Source organism: Promicromonospora sukumoe (assembly GCF_014137995.1).
GTDB lineage: Bacteria > Actinomycetota > Actinomycetes > Actinomycetales > Cellulomonadaceae > Promicromonospora > Promicromonospora sukumoe.
On sequence record NZ_JACGWV010000002.1, the window covers coordinates 605782 to 623035 of the forward strand.

Sequence of the window (17254 nt, forward strand, 5' to 3'; positions counted from 1 at the left end):
AGCCCACCGCGCCGTGGAGTAGCGAATGTCGCCAGACTCGATCCGGAGAGCGCTCGTCCGACGCGGGTCCGGCCTCGCCGCCACCGTGGTGAACGAGACCAGCCGGCTGGTCGGGGCCAGGGCCGACGGCGTGCGCCGCGCGGACGCCAACAGAGCCTTCCTCGGGGCCGTCGAGAGCACCGGCGCGCACCTGGGAGCCAGGACGGTCCGCGCCCGCCGGAACCTGCTCGAGCACCTGCTGCGCGCGGACGGCGGCACCACGCGGTTCGCGCTCGCCACCGGACGGGCGGGCTGGGCCGGGACCTCCGGCGCCTTCGGCAAGGCCCTGACCCTGGTCGAGACGGCCGTGGACGAGAACGAGCTGCCGTACGCCGCGGGCGTCGTCGAGCAGCTCGTCACGGAGCGGCCGCAGAGCCCCCGCGCGCACGACCTGCGCGGCACCCTGAACGCCGCGGCCGGGGACTGGGCGGCGGCCAGGAAGGACTGGCGCCTGGCCGCGCGGCGTGACGCGACCGACCCCGAGGTGCTGCGCAAGGCGGTCGCCGCGCGCGTCGACCGGGAGAAGGCTCTCGCCACCTTCCGCGGGGCCGTGCTGCGGTGGTCCGCGACGGCGGACGGCATCGACGGCATCGACGCGGACGGCGTCGACGACCCCGCACGAGACCTGGTGGACCAGGTGCGCGCCGCCGCGCGCGGTCCGCGCCGCGGCGACGAGCTCGAGGCCGGCGTCGAGGCCCTGCTCGTGCACTCCGCCGTCGTCGACCGGACGGACGCCCTCGGCGCCCTCTTCGACGCCTACGCCGGACTGGGACGGCGCTCGGCGCCCCGCCCGGAGCCGGAGTGGCTCGGCCGGGCCCTGAAGGAGGTGGCGGTCCTCAGCGACGACGCGGACTACCCGTCGGCCGCCGTCCTGCTCGAGCGGTCCTCCACGGCACGCGGGGCGCTGCGGGCCAACCCGTTCCTCTTCACCTGGGCCCGGCTCCTGTCGGCGACCAGCAGGTACGGCGCGGCGGACGCGGTGCTCCGCCTGGTGACCGGCCCGTCGGAGGACCTGGGCCAGGCCCGGTTCCAGCGGGCCCGGACCGCCTGGGTCACGCACCGCTACGCGGACGGCGAGGCCGCGGCGCGGGCCGCGCTCGAGGCCGACCCCGGGCGACGCGCGGCGACCCGGATGCTCGACCAGATCCGGACGGCCGCCGAGCGACGGGACGTCGCCGACCTCGGTGACCTCGCCGACAGCGTGGCGCACGTCGCCTTCTACCCGGGGCCGTCCGGGAACTTCGGCGACGTCGTCCTGCCCATGGCGCTCCGGGACGCCGTCGAGACCGCGACGACGCCGGTCGGCTGGCGCCCGTACCACGCCCACCAGGTCGTCGACGACGTGACGGTCGCGCAGTTCAACGCGCACCGCGCGGTCGTCGTGGGCGGTGGCGGCCTCTTCCTGCCCGACACGTCGCCCAACGGCAGCTCCGGCTGGCAGTGGAACGTCGACGACGCGCACCTGGACCGCATCACGGCCCCGCTCGCCCTGTTCGGCGTGGGCTACAACCTCTTCCCGGGGCAGACCTTCAAGGGCACGCTCTTCCAGGAGAGCATCACGAGGCTCGCGGAGAAGGCCCGGTACCTCGGGCTGCGCAACCACGGTTCGATCGACCAGGTGCGCTCGCTCCTTCCCTCCTCCCTCGAGGACAAGGTGCGCTACGTGCCGTGCCCGACGACGGTCATGTCACGGGTCCGCCCGGTCGACGCGCCCCGCTCCACGGGCGCCGGCCGGGTGCTGCTCAACGCGGCGTTCGACCGCAGCTCGCGCCGGTTCGGCGGGAGCTACCAGGACTTCCTCCAGGAGATGGTGCGCCTCGTCGACGGCGTGCGGGCGGGCGGTGCGGAGATCGCCTTCGCCGCGCACCTCGCGAGCGACGAACGGCTGGTCGACGACCTCGCGGGCCTCGACCGGGAGCTGCCCGTGGAGCGCCTCTACGCCGGCCCGCCGGACGAGAGCCTCGCGGTGTACCGCGACGCGAGCCTGGTGATCGGCATGCGCGGCCACGCGACGATGATCCCGTTCGGCCTGGGGACGCCGGTCCTCAGCATCGTCACGCACCCCAAGATGAGATACTTCCTCGACGACGTCGGCCGCCCCGCCTGGGCCTTCGACGCGCACCTGCCGGACCTCGGCGAGCGGCTGACCGAGGCCGCGCTGGACACCGTCGCCCGGGAGGACGAGGTACGTCGCGAGGTGCACAAGCTCCAGGACCAGCTCGTCGAACCCGTCTTCTCCGCCGCGCGCGACCTCCTCGCCTGACCCGGAGCAGGTAGCCCAGCAGGCCCCTCCGGAGCGGCCGGGAAGCGCCGGGCTCCGTACGATGCAGGTGGGACCGAAGCACATCCTGGTTGGGTATGCTCGCAGCCGCCGAGACCCGAACGGCGGTCTCACAGACGGCCGAAGTCGAAGGCTCACGCACCGCGTGCGCCGAAAGGTATTACGTGACCGATCGTATGAAGGCCGCCCGAGGCGTGCGAGGAGACATCCAGGCGCTCCGCGCGTTCGCAGTGATGGCGGTGGTGCTCTACCACCTCTGGCCCATGCACGTACCCGGCGGCTACATCGGCGTCGACGCGTTCTTCGTGATCTCCGGTTTCCTCATCACGTCGCACCTGCTGCGCGAGGTGGACCGGACCGGGAAGGTCGACCTCCCCCAGTTCTGGGCACGCCGCGTCCGGCGGCTGCTGCCCGCGTCGATGCTGGTGGCCGTGGTCTCGGCGGTCGCCGTGCTGCTGGTCGTGCCGCGCGAGCTGTGGCAGACGTTCCTCCAGGACACGATCGCCGCCATCGTCTACGTGCTGAACTGGGCGCTCGCCGCGCAGGCGGTCGACTACCTGGCAGCGGAGAGCGCGGCGTCGCCGGTCCAGCACTACTGGTCGCTGAGCGTCGAGGAGCAGTTCTACCTGATCTGGCCGCTCCTGATCGTCGGCGCCACCTGGCTCGCCGTCCGCACCGGGCGGTCCCGCCGTTCGGCGATCTTCGGCGTGCTCGTCGTGGTGACCGTCGCGTCCCTGATCTACGGCATCGTGCTCACCTGGACGGACCCGGCCGCCGCCTACTTCATCACCCCCACCCGGGCCTGGCAGTTCGGGGCCGGTGCCCTGCTCGCCTTCGTCGGCACCACGCTCGCGAACCGGGGCGGGCTCTCGGCGGTCGTGTCGTGGGCCGGTATGGCTGCCCTGGTCGTGTCCACCTTCGCCTACGGCAGCGGCACCCCCTTCCCCGGCGTGGCGGCGCTGCTGCCCGTGGCCGGCGTGCTCCTGGTCGTCGTGGCAGGCGAGTCGAACCACCCGCTGGCGCCGACCCGGCTCTACAACCTGACGTCGGTGCGCTGGCTGGGCGACAACTCCTACTCGATCTACCTCTGGCACTGGCCGCCGATCGTGCTCGTGCCGTACATCATCGGCGGCGAGCTCGACTGGCGCCACAAGCTCGTGATCCTCGCGGCGACCCTGGTCCTGGCCTGGCTGACCAAGCTGTACGTCGAGGACCCGGTCCGCCGGGCGCCGGCCCTGGCCGGGCGGCGTCCGCGCGTGACCTACGCCGTGCTGGTCGGCGCCACGGTCGTGGCCCTGGTGGCCCCGATCGCGGGCGTCCAGGTCATCAACGCGCAGGAGCGCGAGAGCGAGCAGATCGCCGAGCAGGCGATCGGCACGGACTGCTTCGGCGCCGCCGCCATCCAGGCGGACGGCACCCTCTGCACGCCCGACGTCACCGAGATCGTGCCCGAGCCCGCCGTGGCCGAGGACGACCTACCGCCCGTCTACACGGACGAGTGCCGGGTCCAGCCCGAGGGCGAGGGCGTGCGCGAGTGCGTGCTCGGCGACCCCGACGGGGACCGGTCCATCGCCATGGTGGGCGACTCGCACCTGGCCCAGTGGACGACGCCGATGTCCGAGATCGCCCAGGCCAACGGCTGGCGCATCACCCTCTTCTTCAAGGGTGCGTGCCCGTTCACGGCGGCGGTCGAGAACCTCGACTCCACGTTCGACGAGACCACCTGCATCGCCTGGAACGCCGAGGTCACCGACCGCATCCTGACCGGCGGCTTCGACGCGGTCGTCACGTCCGCCCGGGCCGGCTACACGTTCGACGACGCCGCCGGGAAGAAGGACCGGGGCACCGCGGTCGCCGGTTTCCGCGACCGCTGGGCCGAGCTCACCGCAGCCGGCCTGCCCGTCGCGGTCCTCGCCGACACCCCGCGGATGCCGGACGAGGCACGTGAGTGCGTCACGACGTCGTCGGACCCCGCCTCGTGCGGCGTGGACCGCTCCGTGGCGTTCGAGCTGCCGGAGTACTTCCACGCGGCCGCGCGCGACCAGGAGGGCGTGACGCTCGTCGACCTCGGCGACCATTTCTGCACCGAGGAGCGCTGCCCCGCCGTGGTGGGGTCCGTGTTCGTCTACCGGGACGGGAGCAGCCACGTGACGGACACGTTCGCGAGGACGCTCCAGCCGTGGCTGGAGGAGCAGCTGCGCCCCTTCACCGCAGCGGTCGCCGGCTGATCGGTACCGACCGCGGTGCACCGCACTTTGATCCGGTGCACCGCAGGCCTAGCATCGCGGCAGGGAAAACCTCCCGGAGCAACCGGAGTGCCCTGTCGCAGAACTCGAAGGGATTCGTTGTGAAGATCGCTGTTGTCGGTACGGGGTATGTCGGGTTGTCGAACGCGGTCCTGCTCGCGCAGCACCATCAGGTCGTCGCCCTGGACGTGGACCCGGACAAGGTCGCCCTGGTCAACGACCGAAAGTCGCCGATCGTGGACACCGAGCTGGAGCAGTACCTCGCCGAGGTCGACCTGAACCTGACCGCCACCCTGGACAAGGATGCCGCGTACGCGGGTGCGGGGGTGGTGGTGATCGCGACGCCGACGAACTACGACGAGGAGTCCAACTTCTTCGACACCTCGTCGGTCGAGACGGTGATCACGGACGTCCTGGCGACCACGCCCGAGGCGACGATCGTGATCAAGTCGACGATCCCGGTCGGGTTCACGCAGCGGATGCGCCAGGAGCACCCCGGGGCCGCGATCGTGTTCTCCCCGGAGTTCCTGCGTGAGGGTCGTGCCCTGTACGACAACCTGCACCCCTCCCGGATCGTGGTGGGTGACCGGTCCGCCCGCGGCAAGCAGTTCGCCGACCTGCTGCTGGAGGGCGCCCTGTCCAAGGACGTCCCGATCCTGCTGACGGACCCGACCGAGGCGGAGGCGATCAAGCTGTTCGCCAACACCTACCTCGCGCTACGGGTCGCGTACTTCAACGAGCTGGACACCTACGCCGCCACCCACGGGCTGGACACCGCGCAGATCATCGAGGGCGTCGGCCTGGACCCCCGCATCGGGTCGCACTACAACAACCCGTCCTTCGGGTACGGGGGGTACTGCCTGCCCAAGGACACCAAGCAGCTCCTGGCGAACTACGCCGACGTGCCGCAGAACCTGATCAACGCGGTCGTGGACGCCAACACCACCCGCAAGGACTTCGTCGCCGCGGACATCCTGCGCCGCGAGCCGAAGACCGTGGGCGTGTACCGGCTGGTCATGAAGTCCGGGTCCGACAACTTCCGGGCCTCGTCCATTCAGGGCATCATGAAGCGGATCAAGGCCAAGGGCATCGAGGTCATCGTCCACGAACCCACCCTCGAAGAGGACGAGTTCTACAGCTCCGAGGTCGTGCGCGACCTCGACGTCTTCAAGGCCCGCGCGGACGTGATCATCGCCAACCGGCGTACCGAGGCCCTGGACGACGTCGCCGACAAGGTCTACACCCGCGACATCTACGGACGGGACTGACCGCCCGGCGTCGTCGGGCCGGGCGACGCCGGAGCACGAGGAAGGGCCCCACCCGAGGGTGGGGCCCTTCCTCGTGCCGGTCCGGCTGCTGCCGGACGGCCGCCGGCTAGTGCGGCTGGAACCTGATCGCCTTGCCGACCGCCGCGATCTTGCGCAGCCGCCGGTTCTTGCGGATCATCCGGCTGGCGACCCGCCGGGCCTTCCGTTCGACCCGCGCACGGTAGGAGGCCGCGGCCGACGGCGCGACGACGACCGCTCCGGCGTCGGCCGAGTCGCCCTCCGGGTCCACGAAGTACTTCACGGCCCAGGGCGCCTGGGCGAGCAGCTCCTCACGACGTCCCACGGGCTGGCTCTGCCCCTCGAAGTGCGCCGGCTGCATCGCGCGCGCGACCTCGTCGACGAGGAGCTGCACGTCGACCTCGGGCGCCTGACGGACCGAGAACCCGCCGGTCTCGTCCCACTCGACGCGGTTGAGCCGCACGTCGGTGATGGCGAGCGGGATGCGGTTGCTGTCCTTGAAGCGGGGCAGGCGCGAGAGCACCTTGTCCACGTCGACCGCGTAGCCCGTCATGCCGTAGGTCTCCACGGCCGTGGACAGGCCCGTCGAGAAGCAGCCGATCGCCGCGGTGGGCTTGAGCCGGTCGTAGAGGATCTCGACGGGCACGGGCTCGTCGAGGACCTTGAGCTCCACACCCAGCGAGCGGCCGAGGTCGACGAGGCTGTGGGTGAAGGCGGGCGGGGCGCTCGGGTGCGGCTTGAACGCGATCGAGGTGAAACCGAGCGCGACGGCGGCGCGGAGCAGCTCGTGGTGCAGGTCCTCCTCCTCGTCCTCCGAGAGCAGGCCCAGCGCGGCGAGGTACTGGCCGAGCATGATCGCCTCGACCGGCTGGTCGGCCATGGCGCCGACGTCGTCGCTCTCGAACGCCGACTTGCCGTACTCGTGGACGACCGCCCGGAACGCCTCGGCGGGGACCACCACGTTCTCGATGCTGTGCTCGCTGAGCAGCACCGGGCGCAGCCCGCCGGCGAGGTCCAGGTACAGCAGCCGGCGCAGGCTCTCCGCGACGCTCGGCCGGATGGCCTTGCGCGTGGGGCCGTAGCTCATCAGCCCGTCCGAGACGACGTCGACGGGCGCGCCCTTGAACAGCCGGGTCAGCGTGGTCGACGGCCGCACCGGCAGGGACTGCAGCGTGATGCCGAACTCGCCCTCGATGCCCGCGGCCTCGAGGATCTTCTCCCGCCAGGCGTCGAGCTTGCTGGCCGGAGGGTTCCAGGCGCGCGGGTGGTACGGGAAGATCAGCTCGTTGAGCGACAGCACGCGGTCGAACCGGCTGGCGAGGGAGTCGAACCCCTGCTGCTCCGTGAGGCTCCGGCCGATCTCGGGGATCTTCGCGTTGTTGACGACGAGCAGCACGCGCTGCCCCGTCTCCCGGTAGAGCCCGGAGTCGATGGCCGCCGCCATGGTGGCCGCCGCCATGAAGGTCGGGGCGATAAACAGCTGGTCCATTCAGCGAACCTCGATCCGGAGAATCTTCTTCAACACGATCCGCGTCGGAAGGTCGAAGTGCTTGAGCGCGGCCTTGACCGCTTCCTGCGGGAACGAGTTCAGGAAGGCGGAGGACCGGTGGTAGAGCTCGCTCTGCAGCTCGGGCGAGAGCCGGGCCCGCATCGAGACGTGGAACGCGACGATCCGGCACGCGCCGTAGGCGGCCTTCTCGATGTAGTCCTCGTTCTCGGTCGCCAGCGCGAGGTCGCGGATGCCCGCGTACGCGTCCAGGAAGTGCAGGGTGCTCCGGTTGCCCGCCTGCGTGAGCGCCGTCGGGTTGGCGTCCTTGCGGTAGAAGTAGCCCTGAAGACCCACGACCGCGGTCGACTCGGTGTTCAGGTGCAGCCGCCAGAACCAGGGCCGGTCGGCCGCGGTGCGCAGCGACTCGTCGAAGGCGAACAGCTCGGGCGCGATGCGCTCCCGGTCGTACATGCCGGCCCAGAGGTACGGGTAGTCGACCATGGTGCGGCTGCCCTTGAGCCCGATCTGCGACTTCGGGTCGAGGGCGACGTCACGCACCTCTTCCGGAGCGCGCTTCACGCTGCGGTTCATCGCGTCGACCCGCACGTGGTCGGTCCGGATGAAGTCGACGTCCAGGCGCTGGAGCCCGTCGAGCGTCTCCACGAGGTGCCCGGCCTGATACCAGTCGTCCGCGTCCAGGTAGGTCAGGTAGCGACCGTCGGCCCGCTCGAGCGCGAGGTTGCGCGACTTCGCCACACCGTAGTTCTCGGGGTTGCGGATCAGCGTCAACCACGGCATCTTCTCCGCGGCCTGCTCCAGGATCTGTGGCGTCTCATCGGTCGAGTGGTCGTCGATGAGGATGAACTGAAAATCGTCCCGATAGTTCGATCGAATAGTCGCCAGACAATTCGGCAGAAATGTTGCCGCGTTGTAGACCGGCACGATCACGCTGAGAGTCGTCACGGCTCCATCCTGAGGTAAGTTGCCGCCGGCTCGGGAGCACGGGAGCACGTTCGGGGGCCGTGCCCGGGACTCACCGTCAGCCGACCAGCAAGTCTGCTGGGCCCAAGTAAAGTATCACCGATCTTGTGCCGCTTCGGTGTGACCGGCCACAGTTCCACCCTTTGGCCAGAGACCCTCCGCGAGATACGGCTGAAGGCTGCGCGCAAAGGTGTCGGTGACGTGGTTGTTGTCCCGGTAGACCATCACGTTGCCCACCACCGGCATGCACCGCCGCGGGCCGCAGTAGCGGTCGGTCAGGTCGATCACCTGCACGTCCGCGATGCCGGCGGCCTTCTCCAGCGTGGCGTGGCCCGGGTAGTCGAAGGCGTCCTCACGCGACACCGCGCAGACCCCGGGTTCCTCCTCGTGGTCCGCGACGCACTCCAGCACGTCGGCGCGCGGCCGGGGCGCGTCCTTGATCACGACCACCCGGGAGCCCGCCTCCTGCAGCGCGTCCCAGGCCTCGACGAGCCCGCCGACCCCCGGCTCGTAGCCGGGCACCGTGCCCTTGAACAGCGAGTCGGCGTAGATGCCGGTCACCACGAGGTCCGGTGCCTCCTCGACGAGCGCGTCCAGCGTCTCCTGGTTGGACATGAGACAGGCCTTGGAGAACGACATCTTCCGCGCGTCGAGCGAGAACGGGCACGAGTTGTGCAGGTAGGTGACGACCTTCCAGCCCCGCTCGCGAGCGGCGTCGACCACCGGGGAGGCGAACATCCGCACGTGCGAGTCGCCGACCAGCGCGAGGGTGCGCTGCCCCGCCGGGTCCCCGAACTCGCACCGCGGGGTGGTGCCGGCGGTGGCCTTGGCGGCGCAGGCCGCGTAGGTCCGGCTCAGCTCCTTGTGCACGTCCTGGAGGTTGGGCACGATCACCGGCCCCGCCTTGTCGACGAAGGCCGGCACGTTCGTGCCGTCGACGGCCTCGGCCCCGTAGCCGGACCCCATGCCGACCACGACGCCCTCCGCCTCCTGCTGCCACTCCTGCTCCTGGACCTGGGCCCGGACCATGGGGGTCACGGCCACGCCGGCGGTCACGGCCATCGCCGTCGCGGCGGCCAGCAGCACCCGGGTGTTCCCCCGGCCGGCCCAGCGCGCCCGGCGGACGGGCCGTTCCACCCAGACGTAGCTGAGCTGCGCCAGGATCAGGGAGACCGCCAGGAGCCCGAGCGACTCCAGGACGTGCGGCTGGCGGTTGGCCCAGGCCTCGAAGCCGATGATCACCGGGAAGTGCCACAGGTAGACCGAGTACGAGACGTTGCCGAGCCACTGCACCCACGGCCGGTCGACCAGCCAGGTCAGCGAGCCGGGTCCCGACGTCCGGCCCGCGGCGACGACCGCCGCGGCGCCGAGCACGGGCACCAGGGCGGCGAAGCCCGGGAACGGTGTGGCCGCCGTCAGGACGAACGCCCCGGCCATGATGGTCGCCACGCCGGCCAGGGCCAGCAGGGACCGGCCGACGGCGAGCCGCGGGGTGTGCCGCAGCACGACGGCGAGCAGTCCGCCCGCGCCGAGCTCCCAGAGCCGGGTGGTCGTCGCGAAGTACGCCGACGCGTCCCCCGCGCGGACCTCCAGCACGCTCCAGACGAACGACGCGGCCACGATCAGGCCGAACAGGACGAGCAGGACGCCGCGCAGCGCCGGGCCGTGGTTGCGCGTGACGCGGCGCACCAGGAACGCGGCCACCACCACGACGAGCGGCCAGAACAGGTAGAACTGCTCCTCGACGGCGAGGGACCAGAAGTGCTGGAACGCCGTCGGGGCGTTGTCCGCCGCGAGGTAGTCGACCGAGTCCGCGGCGAGCACCCAGTTCTGCACGTAGAAGACGGAGGCGAGCGCCTGCCGCTGCAGGTCGGCCCACTCCGTGACCGGCACCACCAGCGGCGCCAGCGCCGCGGTCACGCCGATCACGACGAGCCCCGCGGGCAGGATGCGGCGCGCGCGGGCGGCCCAGAACTTCGCGAGGGACAGCCGGCCGGTCTGCTCCACCTCGCGGATCATGTGCCCGGTGATGAGGAACCCGGAGATCACGAAGAAGACGTCGACCCCGATGTACCCGCCGGGCAGCAGGTTCGGCTCCAGGTGGTAGATCACCACGAGGGCGACCGCGAGGGCCCGGAGGGCCTGGACCTCCGGCAGGAAGCGGCGGCGCTGGTCCTCGTGCCCCTTCATGTGCGCCGGTGGTGCCGGCGCGTCAGCCGTACCGACCGTGGTCGAAGCGTGCATGGAAAAGCCTTTCACCACGGACATCGCATAGGGCTGCGCAGACGGAGCCAGCGGAGTTTACAGGGACCCGGCGACCGCGGATGCTGTCGCGCTCGAGTCAGAAGTCACGCACCAGGGCGATCCCGCTCACGCGGACTTCTCCCGATCCGATGGTCTCCAGTGCAACACCCCCACTGCGACGACTCGCCAGGTGAACTGTGAAAACCGTGTGGTCGCTCGACGCTCCGGAGAGGTCGATGACGCCGACGCTGGAACCCGCATGGATCACCCGTACTCGACCGTAGCCCGGGCCGGTGGGTGCCACCACTCGCACCTGTGACGCCTGCCGGACGCCGCCGACCTTGATCCGGGCCCCGTCCCGCGCCGTCCGGTAGGCGTATCCCGCGTGATAGCCCGCGTCGGTGACCTTGCGCCAGCCGGAGCCGATCTCCCACTGCGCGGGGGTCGTCTCCCGCGACGTGCGCACCAGGGTGCGCATCTCGCCCCGGTGGTGGTTGCCGTCGAGCGCCCGCACGGCGTACCAGGCGGACCGGCCCGGCTCCGTCTCCAGCACGGCCGACGTGCCGGTGACGGTGCGCACTGCGTACCAGTAGGGCTTGGTCGGCATGTCCGACGAGTAGCGCGCCGTCCGGGCGAGGATCTGGTACCTGTTCGCGCCGGGTACCCGGTCCCAGCTGTAGCGCTGCTTCGCGCTCCACTGGACGGGGGCCTGGAGCCGCGTGGGCGCGTGCACCACCGGCGCGCGCCGCATCGTGGGCTTTCCGTACCGGGCCACCGCGGAGTCGACCCGTGTGTCGACGGCACGCCGGATGTCGTCCAGCCGCTGGTTCAGATACGTACCAGGGCAGGCGGTGTTGTTGGTGAGCCGGTGCCCGAGGATGCGCGGCACCCGGACCTGCTGCCCGGGCGACGTCCGCGACGTGTCGCCCGCGACACCGCGGTCGGTCAGCGTCGCGGTGCCCCACGGGTTGACGCGGTACTGGTACGCCTTCCACGCGAGGACCCGGGTGATCCCCGTGATCAGGGCCGACGACGGCCGAGCGGTGTCGTAGCTCCCCATCGCCGAGACGCCGATGGTGCCGGTGTTGAAGCCGCCGGCCTGCGCCCCGACGGGGTTGTCGTACACGGCCCCCGTGCGGCCCTGGAAGACGGTGCCGAACCGGTCGACCAGGAACTGGTAGCCGATGTCCGGCCAGTCGCGGGAGCGAGTGTGGTACGCGTAGATGCCCCGCACGATCGCGGCCGACTGGCCCCTGCCGTACGAGTTGGTCCCGGCGGTGTGGTGCACGTACATCGCCTCCAGGTCGCCGGAGACCTCGGGCCACGGGCTCGACAGCGACTCGTCGGCGCCCCAGGCCGACCGGCTCACCGTCGCCGGCCGGATCTCGTACCCCGTGGCCGCGTCCGCCGTCGCGGCCGGCCCGGGCGCGACGCCCGCGGTCGCGTCGGCGGCGGCCCGGCCGGGGTCGACGACGTCGACGCGCAGGCCCGACGGCGGCCTCCCGCTGGCGGTGCGCACCCGCGCCTGGACGGCGTCGGCGCCCGTGGAGACGAAGGGCTCCGTACCGGCCCGGCCGCCCGCCTCGTCGGCGTCGTCGAAGCCCACGTCCTGCCAGGCGCCCCAGGCGCCGTCCTCACGGACCCGGAGCGCCACCTCGCGGACCTGCTCGGCGGTGCCGGCGTCCCACGTCGCGCCGGCGACGAGGAACGTGAGCGTCTCGGTCCGGGGGCTCAGGGCCGCGAGCCGGCCGGGCGCGGTGTGGTCGTCCCCCGTGTCGGCGTCGCCGGCCTCTTCCGCACCGTCGGTGCTGGTCGTGCCTCCGGGCCGGGCCTGGTCGGCTTCGTCGGCCTGGTCGGCCTCGGCGTGGCCCGCCGTCTCGGCGTGGCCCGCCGTCTCGGCCAGCGCCGAGGGGTCGCGCCGCGCCGCCGGATCGATCCCCGTCAGCTTCACCTGGTCGAGCTCCGGTGGCACAGCGACCGCCTGAGGGGTGGGCAGCGAGGTGACCGTGGCGATCACCCCCGCCGTCGTCAGAACGAGCACCAGGGCGGGCGTTGTGACGTAGCGCACAGTCGATCGCATCAGTCGACAGTAACCACGGGTCTCCGGGCCCGCGCGGAGGGGGTCTCACGGTGCGAGTCACCTTCCGGTGGGCGAAAATCCGCGGCGACGCCGTCGGCCCCGGATGCCGCCTCCCGCCCCGTGCTGCACAGTGAAAGTGGTGACGGCGCCGGTGGAGGTGATGACCATGCGTACCGAACGAGCGGTCGCACGACGTGTCTCGACCCGACGAGACCCGGCCCGACGGGGCGTCCTGACGCCGCTCGGCACCGCGGTCGGCGCGGCGGTCGGGGCGCTGGTCCTGATCGGCTCGATGCTGGTGCACGCCGCCCCGGCGGCGGCCGCGGTGCCCGACTCCTTCGTCGTCAAGGGCTCCGGCTTCGGCCACGGCGTGGGGATGTCGCAGTACGGCGCCTACCAGATGGCGCGCCAGGGCAAGTCGGCCGCGCAGATCCTGGGGCACTACTACACCGGCACACGCGCCGGGAACATCTCGACCCCGGCCCGGGTCCAGGTCCAGGTGCACGGCCCGGACCCGTACGGGTACTCCGGCTACGGCGACAGCCGGGGCAGCACCAGGATCACGGTCAAGGGCGGCTGGTGGAGCCTGCTGTCCGGCGGCCGGCAGATCGAGTCCGGCCCGCCCGGGACCCTGCGGGTTTCCACCTCGGGTTCGCGGGTCGTGGTCAGGGCCGACGGCCGGACGATGCGCGGCCGGTCCCTGGCGCTGGAGTGGTCGGGCACCGAGTACTACAAGCCCCGGGCCGCGTCCGCGACCGTCTCGGTCCGCGGCGCCCAGGGCACCTACCGGCACGGCCGGATGCTGCTCGCGGCGGTCTCGGGGGTGCCGAACGTCGTCAACCAGCTCCGCCTGAACACCGACTACCTGTACGGCGTCGCCGAGATGCCGGCCTCCTGGGGTGCGGGCGGCGGCGCCCAGGCCCTGCGCGCACAGGCCGTCGTGGCCCGCTCGTACGCCGTGCTCAAGGCCCGCGACTGGAAGTCACGCTGCCGCTGCCACCTCGTGGACGACATCCGTGACCAGCAGTTCACCGGGTGGAAGCGCGAGGCCGAGCCCACGTACGGCTCGTACTGGCGGGCCGCCGTCCACGCCACGCGGACCTCGGCCCGCTCGGCCCGGGTGCTGACCTACCAGGGATCGCCCGTCGAGGCCCACTACTTCTCCTCCAGCGGCGGGCGGACGGCACGCTCCGAGGACGTGTGGTCGACCGTGCTGCCGTACGAGCGCTCCGTGTCCGACCCCTACAGCTCCCGGGCGCCCGGCAACTCGATGACCTCGTGGACGCGGGTGATCACCCAGTCGCAGGCCCGGAAGCTCTTCGACCTGGGCAACGTCCGGTCGATCCGCGTGGTCGCGCGCTGGTCCAGCGGGCAGGCCCGCACGCTCGAGGCGACGTCGGCGGGCGGCGCCACGAGCCGGGTCACCGGCAAGGCCGACCGCATCCGCAGCGTGGTCGGGGCACGCACGACCGCCGGGAACGTCCCCGCGGCGTGGATCGGGAAGGTCGTCGCGCGCTGAGACCCGGGTGTCGCGCGACGGTTCCCGGGCGGGGCCGCTTCTTCGTCGTGCCGTGCGCCCGGTACCCTGCGAGCACAGACCGGAGCACTCGTCCCGGCCCCATCTGACCGAACGGAGATCGCCCGTGCCGCGGTTGTCCATTTTCCATGTTGCGACGGCAGTCACGGTCCTCGCCGGTGGCACTGCCGCCGCCCTGGCGCTGACCGGGGACACGACGACGTCCCTCGCCGTCACCGGCGTGACCCTCGCGCTCGTCGCCGTGGTCCACCTGCTCGCCGACCGTCGAGCGACCAAGGCCGGCCGCGTCGTGCTGGGTGAGATCCGCAGCAGCTTCGGGTCGATCAACGACGACCTGGCCGAGCTCCGCAAGAAGTCCGGCGCCTTCAGCGACGAGCTGGCGCTGCTCAACACCCGGTCCGCCGCCCTGAGCGACAGCCTCTCGGAGACGTCGGAGCGGTCGTGGCGTCAGGTGGACAGCGCCGAGCGGCGGCTCCTCGCCTCCGTCGACGCCGCCCGCCTCGAGGCCGCGAGCACGCGTGCCGAGGCGACCCGGACCAACTGAGCCGGACGAGCAGAGCAGCAGCACAGAGCCCGAGGGCCCCGGAGCAGAACGCTCCGGGGCCCTCGGGCTCTGTGGTCGCCAGGTAGTGGCCGCCAGGTACCGTCAGCCGGCGCCGACCGGCTGGCGCAGACCCGCGTACCAGGCCTCGAGGCCGGCGGCCTCCACCGCCCGACGACGGTGCAGGTCCTCGGTCACCGCCGGCACCGGGCCCTCGACGAGAGTCCGCGCGAGCTGCTCGGGGCTCTCGTACGGAGCGGCCGGAAGCCCCTCGAACCATGCGGAGGAGGGCACGTGGACGCGCGCGCCGGACGCGAGCCCCTCGGCGACGACCCTGCTCAGCAGGGTCCGGGACCCGGGAGCGACCACGACCAGGTCGCGGGCCGCGGCCAGGACCACGCCGTCGGCCACCTCGTGCGGGAAGAAGAGCATCGGCCGGTGGGTGACGTCGACCTCGCCCCGGCCGAGCGCCGCCTGGAGCTCGCCGTCGATCACGCGGCGGGCGTGGCCGTTGGTCCGCATCCGGACGTCCAGGCCCGCGCCGGCGAGCGCGCGGACCATCGCGGACGCCTCACGCAGCGGCTCCTCGGCCAGCGTCCCGAGGGCGACCGTGACGACGCCGGGGTGCGAGGCGATCGTGGCTCGCGGTCCGGGCACGAACGCCGTGGGCAGGGACACGCCGGTGATGTTCCGGTCGACCGCGACGACGTGCTCGGCGTCGACGCCGCGCGGGCTCCAGACGGTCGCTCCCCCGAACGCGCTCTTCGCCGTCCGCTCGATGAAGTCGGCGTCGTAGGTGGCGAAGGGGGCCCGCGCGACCTGCTCGGGCCGGTCGACGACGACCACGACCTCCGGCGCGCGCAGCCCTGACCGGAGCCTCGGCAGGTAGGACAGCGCCGTCGGGTCGATGCACACGATGCGCTCCGCCTGGACGTCGTCGTCGTAGGCGAGGCCCTCGACGACGCCCGCGGCGATCATCCGCCGCACCGGCTCGATGAAGTGCAGCTTGCGGCGCGGCTCGAGCGAGAAGCCCTCGAGGTGGACGAGCGCGATCCGTCGTGCCGGGTCGGCCGCGGCGAGCATCTCGACCCACTGCGCGGCGTCGCGCTCGCGGGGCTCGTCGGACCGCCAGTCGCCGAGCACCACCAGGTCGTAGACGGGGTGCGGCCGCTGCGTGATCTCGAACCGCCGCGGCGTGGGGAACGCGCGCTGCTCGCGCCCGAGGTACGGCGAGGCGCCGCGGCGCAGCTCGTCGTGCCAGGTGAGCATCGCGGAGCGGTAGAGCATGCGCGCCGGGTGGCGCCAGCCGCTGCGGAACTCGTCCCGCGACAGGGAGCCGGCGCTCATGCGCATGAACTGGAGCGTCGGCTGGAGGTCGATGGTCCGGCCGGGCAGGGCGGCGTCCAGGCGGAAGTGGAACTCCGTGTCCGCGGCCTTGCGCACGGGGTCGAACGAGCCGAAGTGCGGCCACACCTGCTCGCGGCGGAACATCAGGGTCGGCGCGACCGCCTGGCGGATCGTGTTCTGCCGGCGGGCGAGCACCAGGTCGTCCGAGAGCTTGACCGCGTTGGTGCGCACGCCGCTGACGAGGCTGTTCGCCGCGAGGGCCGCGACCGACAGCTCGATCCGTTGCGGGTGGGCCCAGTCGTCGGCGTCCTGGAACGTCACGTAGACGCCCCTGGCCTCGTCGATCGCCCGGTTGCGCGCCGCGTAGGTGCCGGCGTTCTCGGCCTGGGACAGCACCCGGACGCGCGGGTCGAGCGCCTCCACCTCGCGGTAGACCGGTGCGAACTCAGGACCCGACTCGTCGTCGATGACGAGGATCTCGAGGTCGCGCCACGTCTGTGCCAGGACGGACCGCACCGAGGTCAGCAGCTCCGCACCGGGGCGGAACGAGCTGATGATCACGGTGACGAGGTCGCCGCCCGTCGTACCGGCCGGCACGTCGCTCGCCAGCCGGTCGAACGGGCTCGCCTCACCCTCGGGGGGCGTCAGCCGGATCGGGGCGGCACCACCGAGGATCACCTCGTTGAAGGTGTCGGTCCAGGTCTGCTCGTCCGAGGTCGGGTCGACCGCCGGGTTGGCGAGGTCGATCCGCAGCATGTCGGCCTGCTGCGGGAGCAGCGAGAGCTTGGGCAGCACCCGCTTGAGGTCGTCGACGCGGCGGCGCTCGACAAGGAGGTGCCCCAGCAGGAAGGCCTGCTGCGGGCCGACGCTGCGAGATCCGCGGGCAGCGGCCTTGAGCAGCACCTCGAGCGCTTCGTCGAGCTCGTCGTCGTCCCCCGGCGCGACGCCGATGGCGTGGGCGCGCGCCATCGACCACCGGGACTGCTGGAGCCCCTCGGTCGCGTCACGCATGAGCGCCATCAGGTCCCGGTGGGACTGGGAATCGGTGCGTCGCGCGATATCCGAGACGATGAAGGCATTCACCCGCATGCGCTGGAGCTCGGCGGCGATCACGGGAAGGTCGGACCGATCGTTCGTCATGTTCCTGCTCGGCTCTGGCGGCGCTCGTCCGCGCCGCATCGGC

Annotated in this window: 10 protein-coding genes; 5 read left to right on the top strand and 5 right to left on the bottom strand. The window is 72.1% G+C overall.

Translation table 11 applies throughout. The features are described from left to right. Positions 1 to 25: 25 nt before the first annotated feature. The 3 genes from FHX71_RS19790 (at position 26) to FHX71_RS19800 (ending at position 5834) form a co-directional block, all read left to right on the top strand. Complete coding sequence (locus tag FHX71_RS19790; protein ID WP_182619175.1) at positions 26 to 2302, top strand: polysaccharide pyruvyl transferase family protein; 2277 nt, start codon at positions 26 to 28, stop codon at positions 2300 to 2302. A gap of 182 nt (positions 2303 to 2484) precedes the next feature. Continuing rightward, complete coding sequence (locus FHX71_RS19795) at positions 2485 to 4548, top strand: acyltransferase family protein (protein ID WP_182619176.1); 2064 nt, start codon at positions 2485 to 2487, stop codon at positions 4546 to 4548. Positions 4549 to 4667: 119 nt separating this feature from the next. Further along, positions 4668 to 5834 (top strand): nucleotide sugar dehydrogenase, encoded by a 1167-nt coding sequence (locus FHX71_RS19800; RefSeq protein ID WP_182619177.1) that lies wholly within the window; start codon positions 4668 to 4670, stop codon positions 5832 to 5834. A gap of 106 nt (positions 5835 to 5940) precedes the next feature. Here FHX71_RS19800 and FHX71_RS19805 read toward each other — a convergent pair whose 3' ends face one another. The 4 genes from FHX71_RS19805 to FHX71_RS19820 all read right to left on the bottom strand — a co-directional run bounded on the left by FHX71_RS19805 (position 5941) and on the right by FHX71_RS19820 (position 12646). Then, positions 5941 to 7341 (bottom strand): polysialyltransferase family glycosyltransferase, encoded by a 1401-nt coding sequence (locus FHX71_RS19805; RefSeq protein WP_182619178.1) that lies wholly within the window; start codon positions 7339 to 7341, stop codon positions 5941 to 5943. After that, complete coding sequence (locus tag FHX71_RS19810) at positions 7342 to 8304, bottom strand: glycosyltransferase (RefSeq protein ID WP_182619179.1); 963 nt, start codon at positions 8302 to 8304, stop codon at positions 7342 to 7344. 114 nt (positions 8305 to 8418) lie between these two features. Further along, the gene (locus FHX71_RS29790; RefSeq protein ID WP_182619180.1) at positions 8419 to 10566 is read right to left on the bottom strand and encodes an acyltransferase family protein; all 2148 of its coding nucleotides are present in this window, start codon (positions 10564 to 10566) and stop codon (positions 8419 to 8421) included. A gap of 97 nt (positions 10567 to 10663) precedes the next feature. Then, complete coding sequence (locus FHX71_RS19820; RefSeq protein WP_182619181.1) at positions 10664 to 12646, bottom strand: N-acetylmuramoyl-L-alanine amidase; 1983 nt, start codon at positions 12644 to 12646, stop codon at positions 10664 to 10666. Between the two features lie 166 nt (positions 12647 to 12812). On the opposite strand from FHX71_RS19820, the gene FHX71_RS19825 reads away from it, so the two are divergent. Both FHX71_RS19825 and FHX71_RS19830 read left to right on the top strand, forming a co-directional pair. Next, entirely contained in the window at positions 12813 to 14165 is a 1353-nt protein-coding gene (locus FHX71_RS19825; protein WP_182619182.1) for a SpoIID/LytB domain-containing protein, read from the top strand. Between the two features lie 124 nt (positions 14166 to 14289). Continuing rightward, on the top strand, positions 14290 to 14727 hold the full coding sequence (locus FHX71_RS19830) for a hypothetical protein (protein WP_182619183.1): 438 nt from the start codon (positions 14290 to 14292) through the stop codon (positions 14725 to 14727). A 102-nt stretch (positions 14728 to 14829) separates the two neighbouring features. Here the strand turns inward: FHX71_RS19830 and FHX71_RS19835 are convergent, their stop codons facing one another. Beyond that, a complete protein-coding gene (locus tag FHX71_RS19835) occupies positions 14830 to 17211 on the bottom strand; it encodes a glycosyltransferase family A protein (RefSeq protein WP_182619184.1) in 2382 nt (793 codons plus the stop codon). Positions 17212 to 17254 lie beyond the last annotated feature (43 nt).

Excerpts from the sequence above, each read along its gene's own strand:
- FHX71_RS29790 (WP_182619180.1), bottom strand. The coding sequence starts at position 10,566 with ATGCACGCTTCGACCACGGTCGGTACGGCTGACGCGCCGGCACCACCG.
- FHX71_RS19790 (WP_182619175.1), top strand. The coding sequence starts at position 26 with ATGTCGCCAGACTCGATCCGGAGAGCGCTCGTCCGACGCGGGTCCGGC.
- FHX71_RS19835 (WP_182619184.1), bottom strand. The coding sequence starts at position 17,211 with ATGACGAACGATCGGTCCGACCTTCCCGTGATCGCCGCCGAGCTCCAG.
- FHX71_RS19820 (WP_182619181.1), bottom strand. The coding sequence starts at position 12,646 with ATGCGATCGACTGTGCGCTACGTCACAACGCCCGCCCTGGTGCTCGTT.
- FHX71_RS19805 (WP_182619178.1), bottom strand. The coding sequence starts at position 7,341 with ATGGACCAGCTGTTTATCGCCCCGACCTTCATGGCGGCGGCCACCATG.
- FHX71_RS19825 (WP_182619182.1), top strand. The coding sequence starts at position 12,813 with ATGCGTACCGAACGAGCGGTCGCACGACGTGTCTCGACCCGACGAGAC.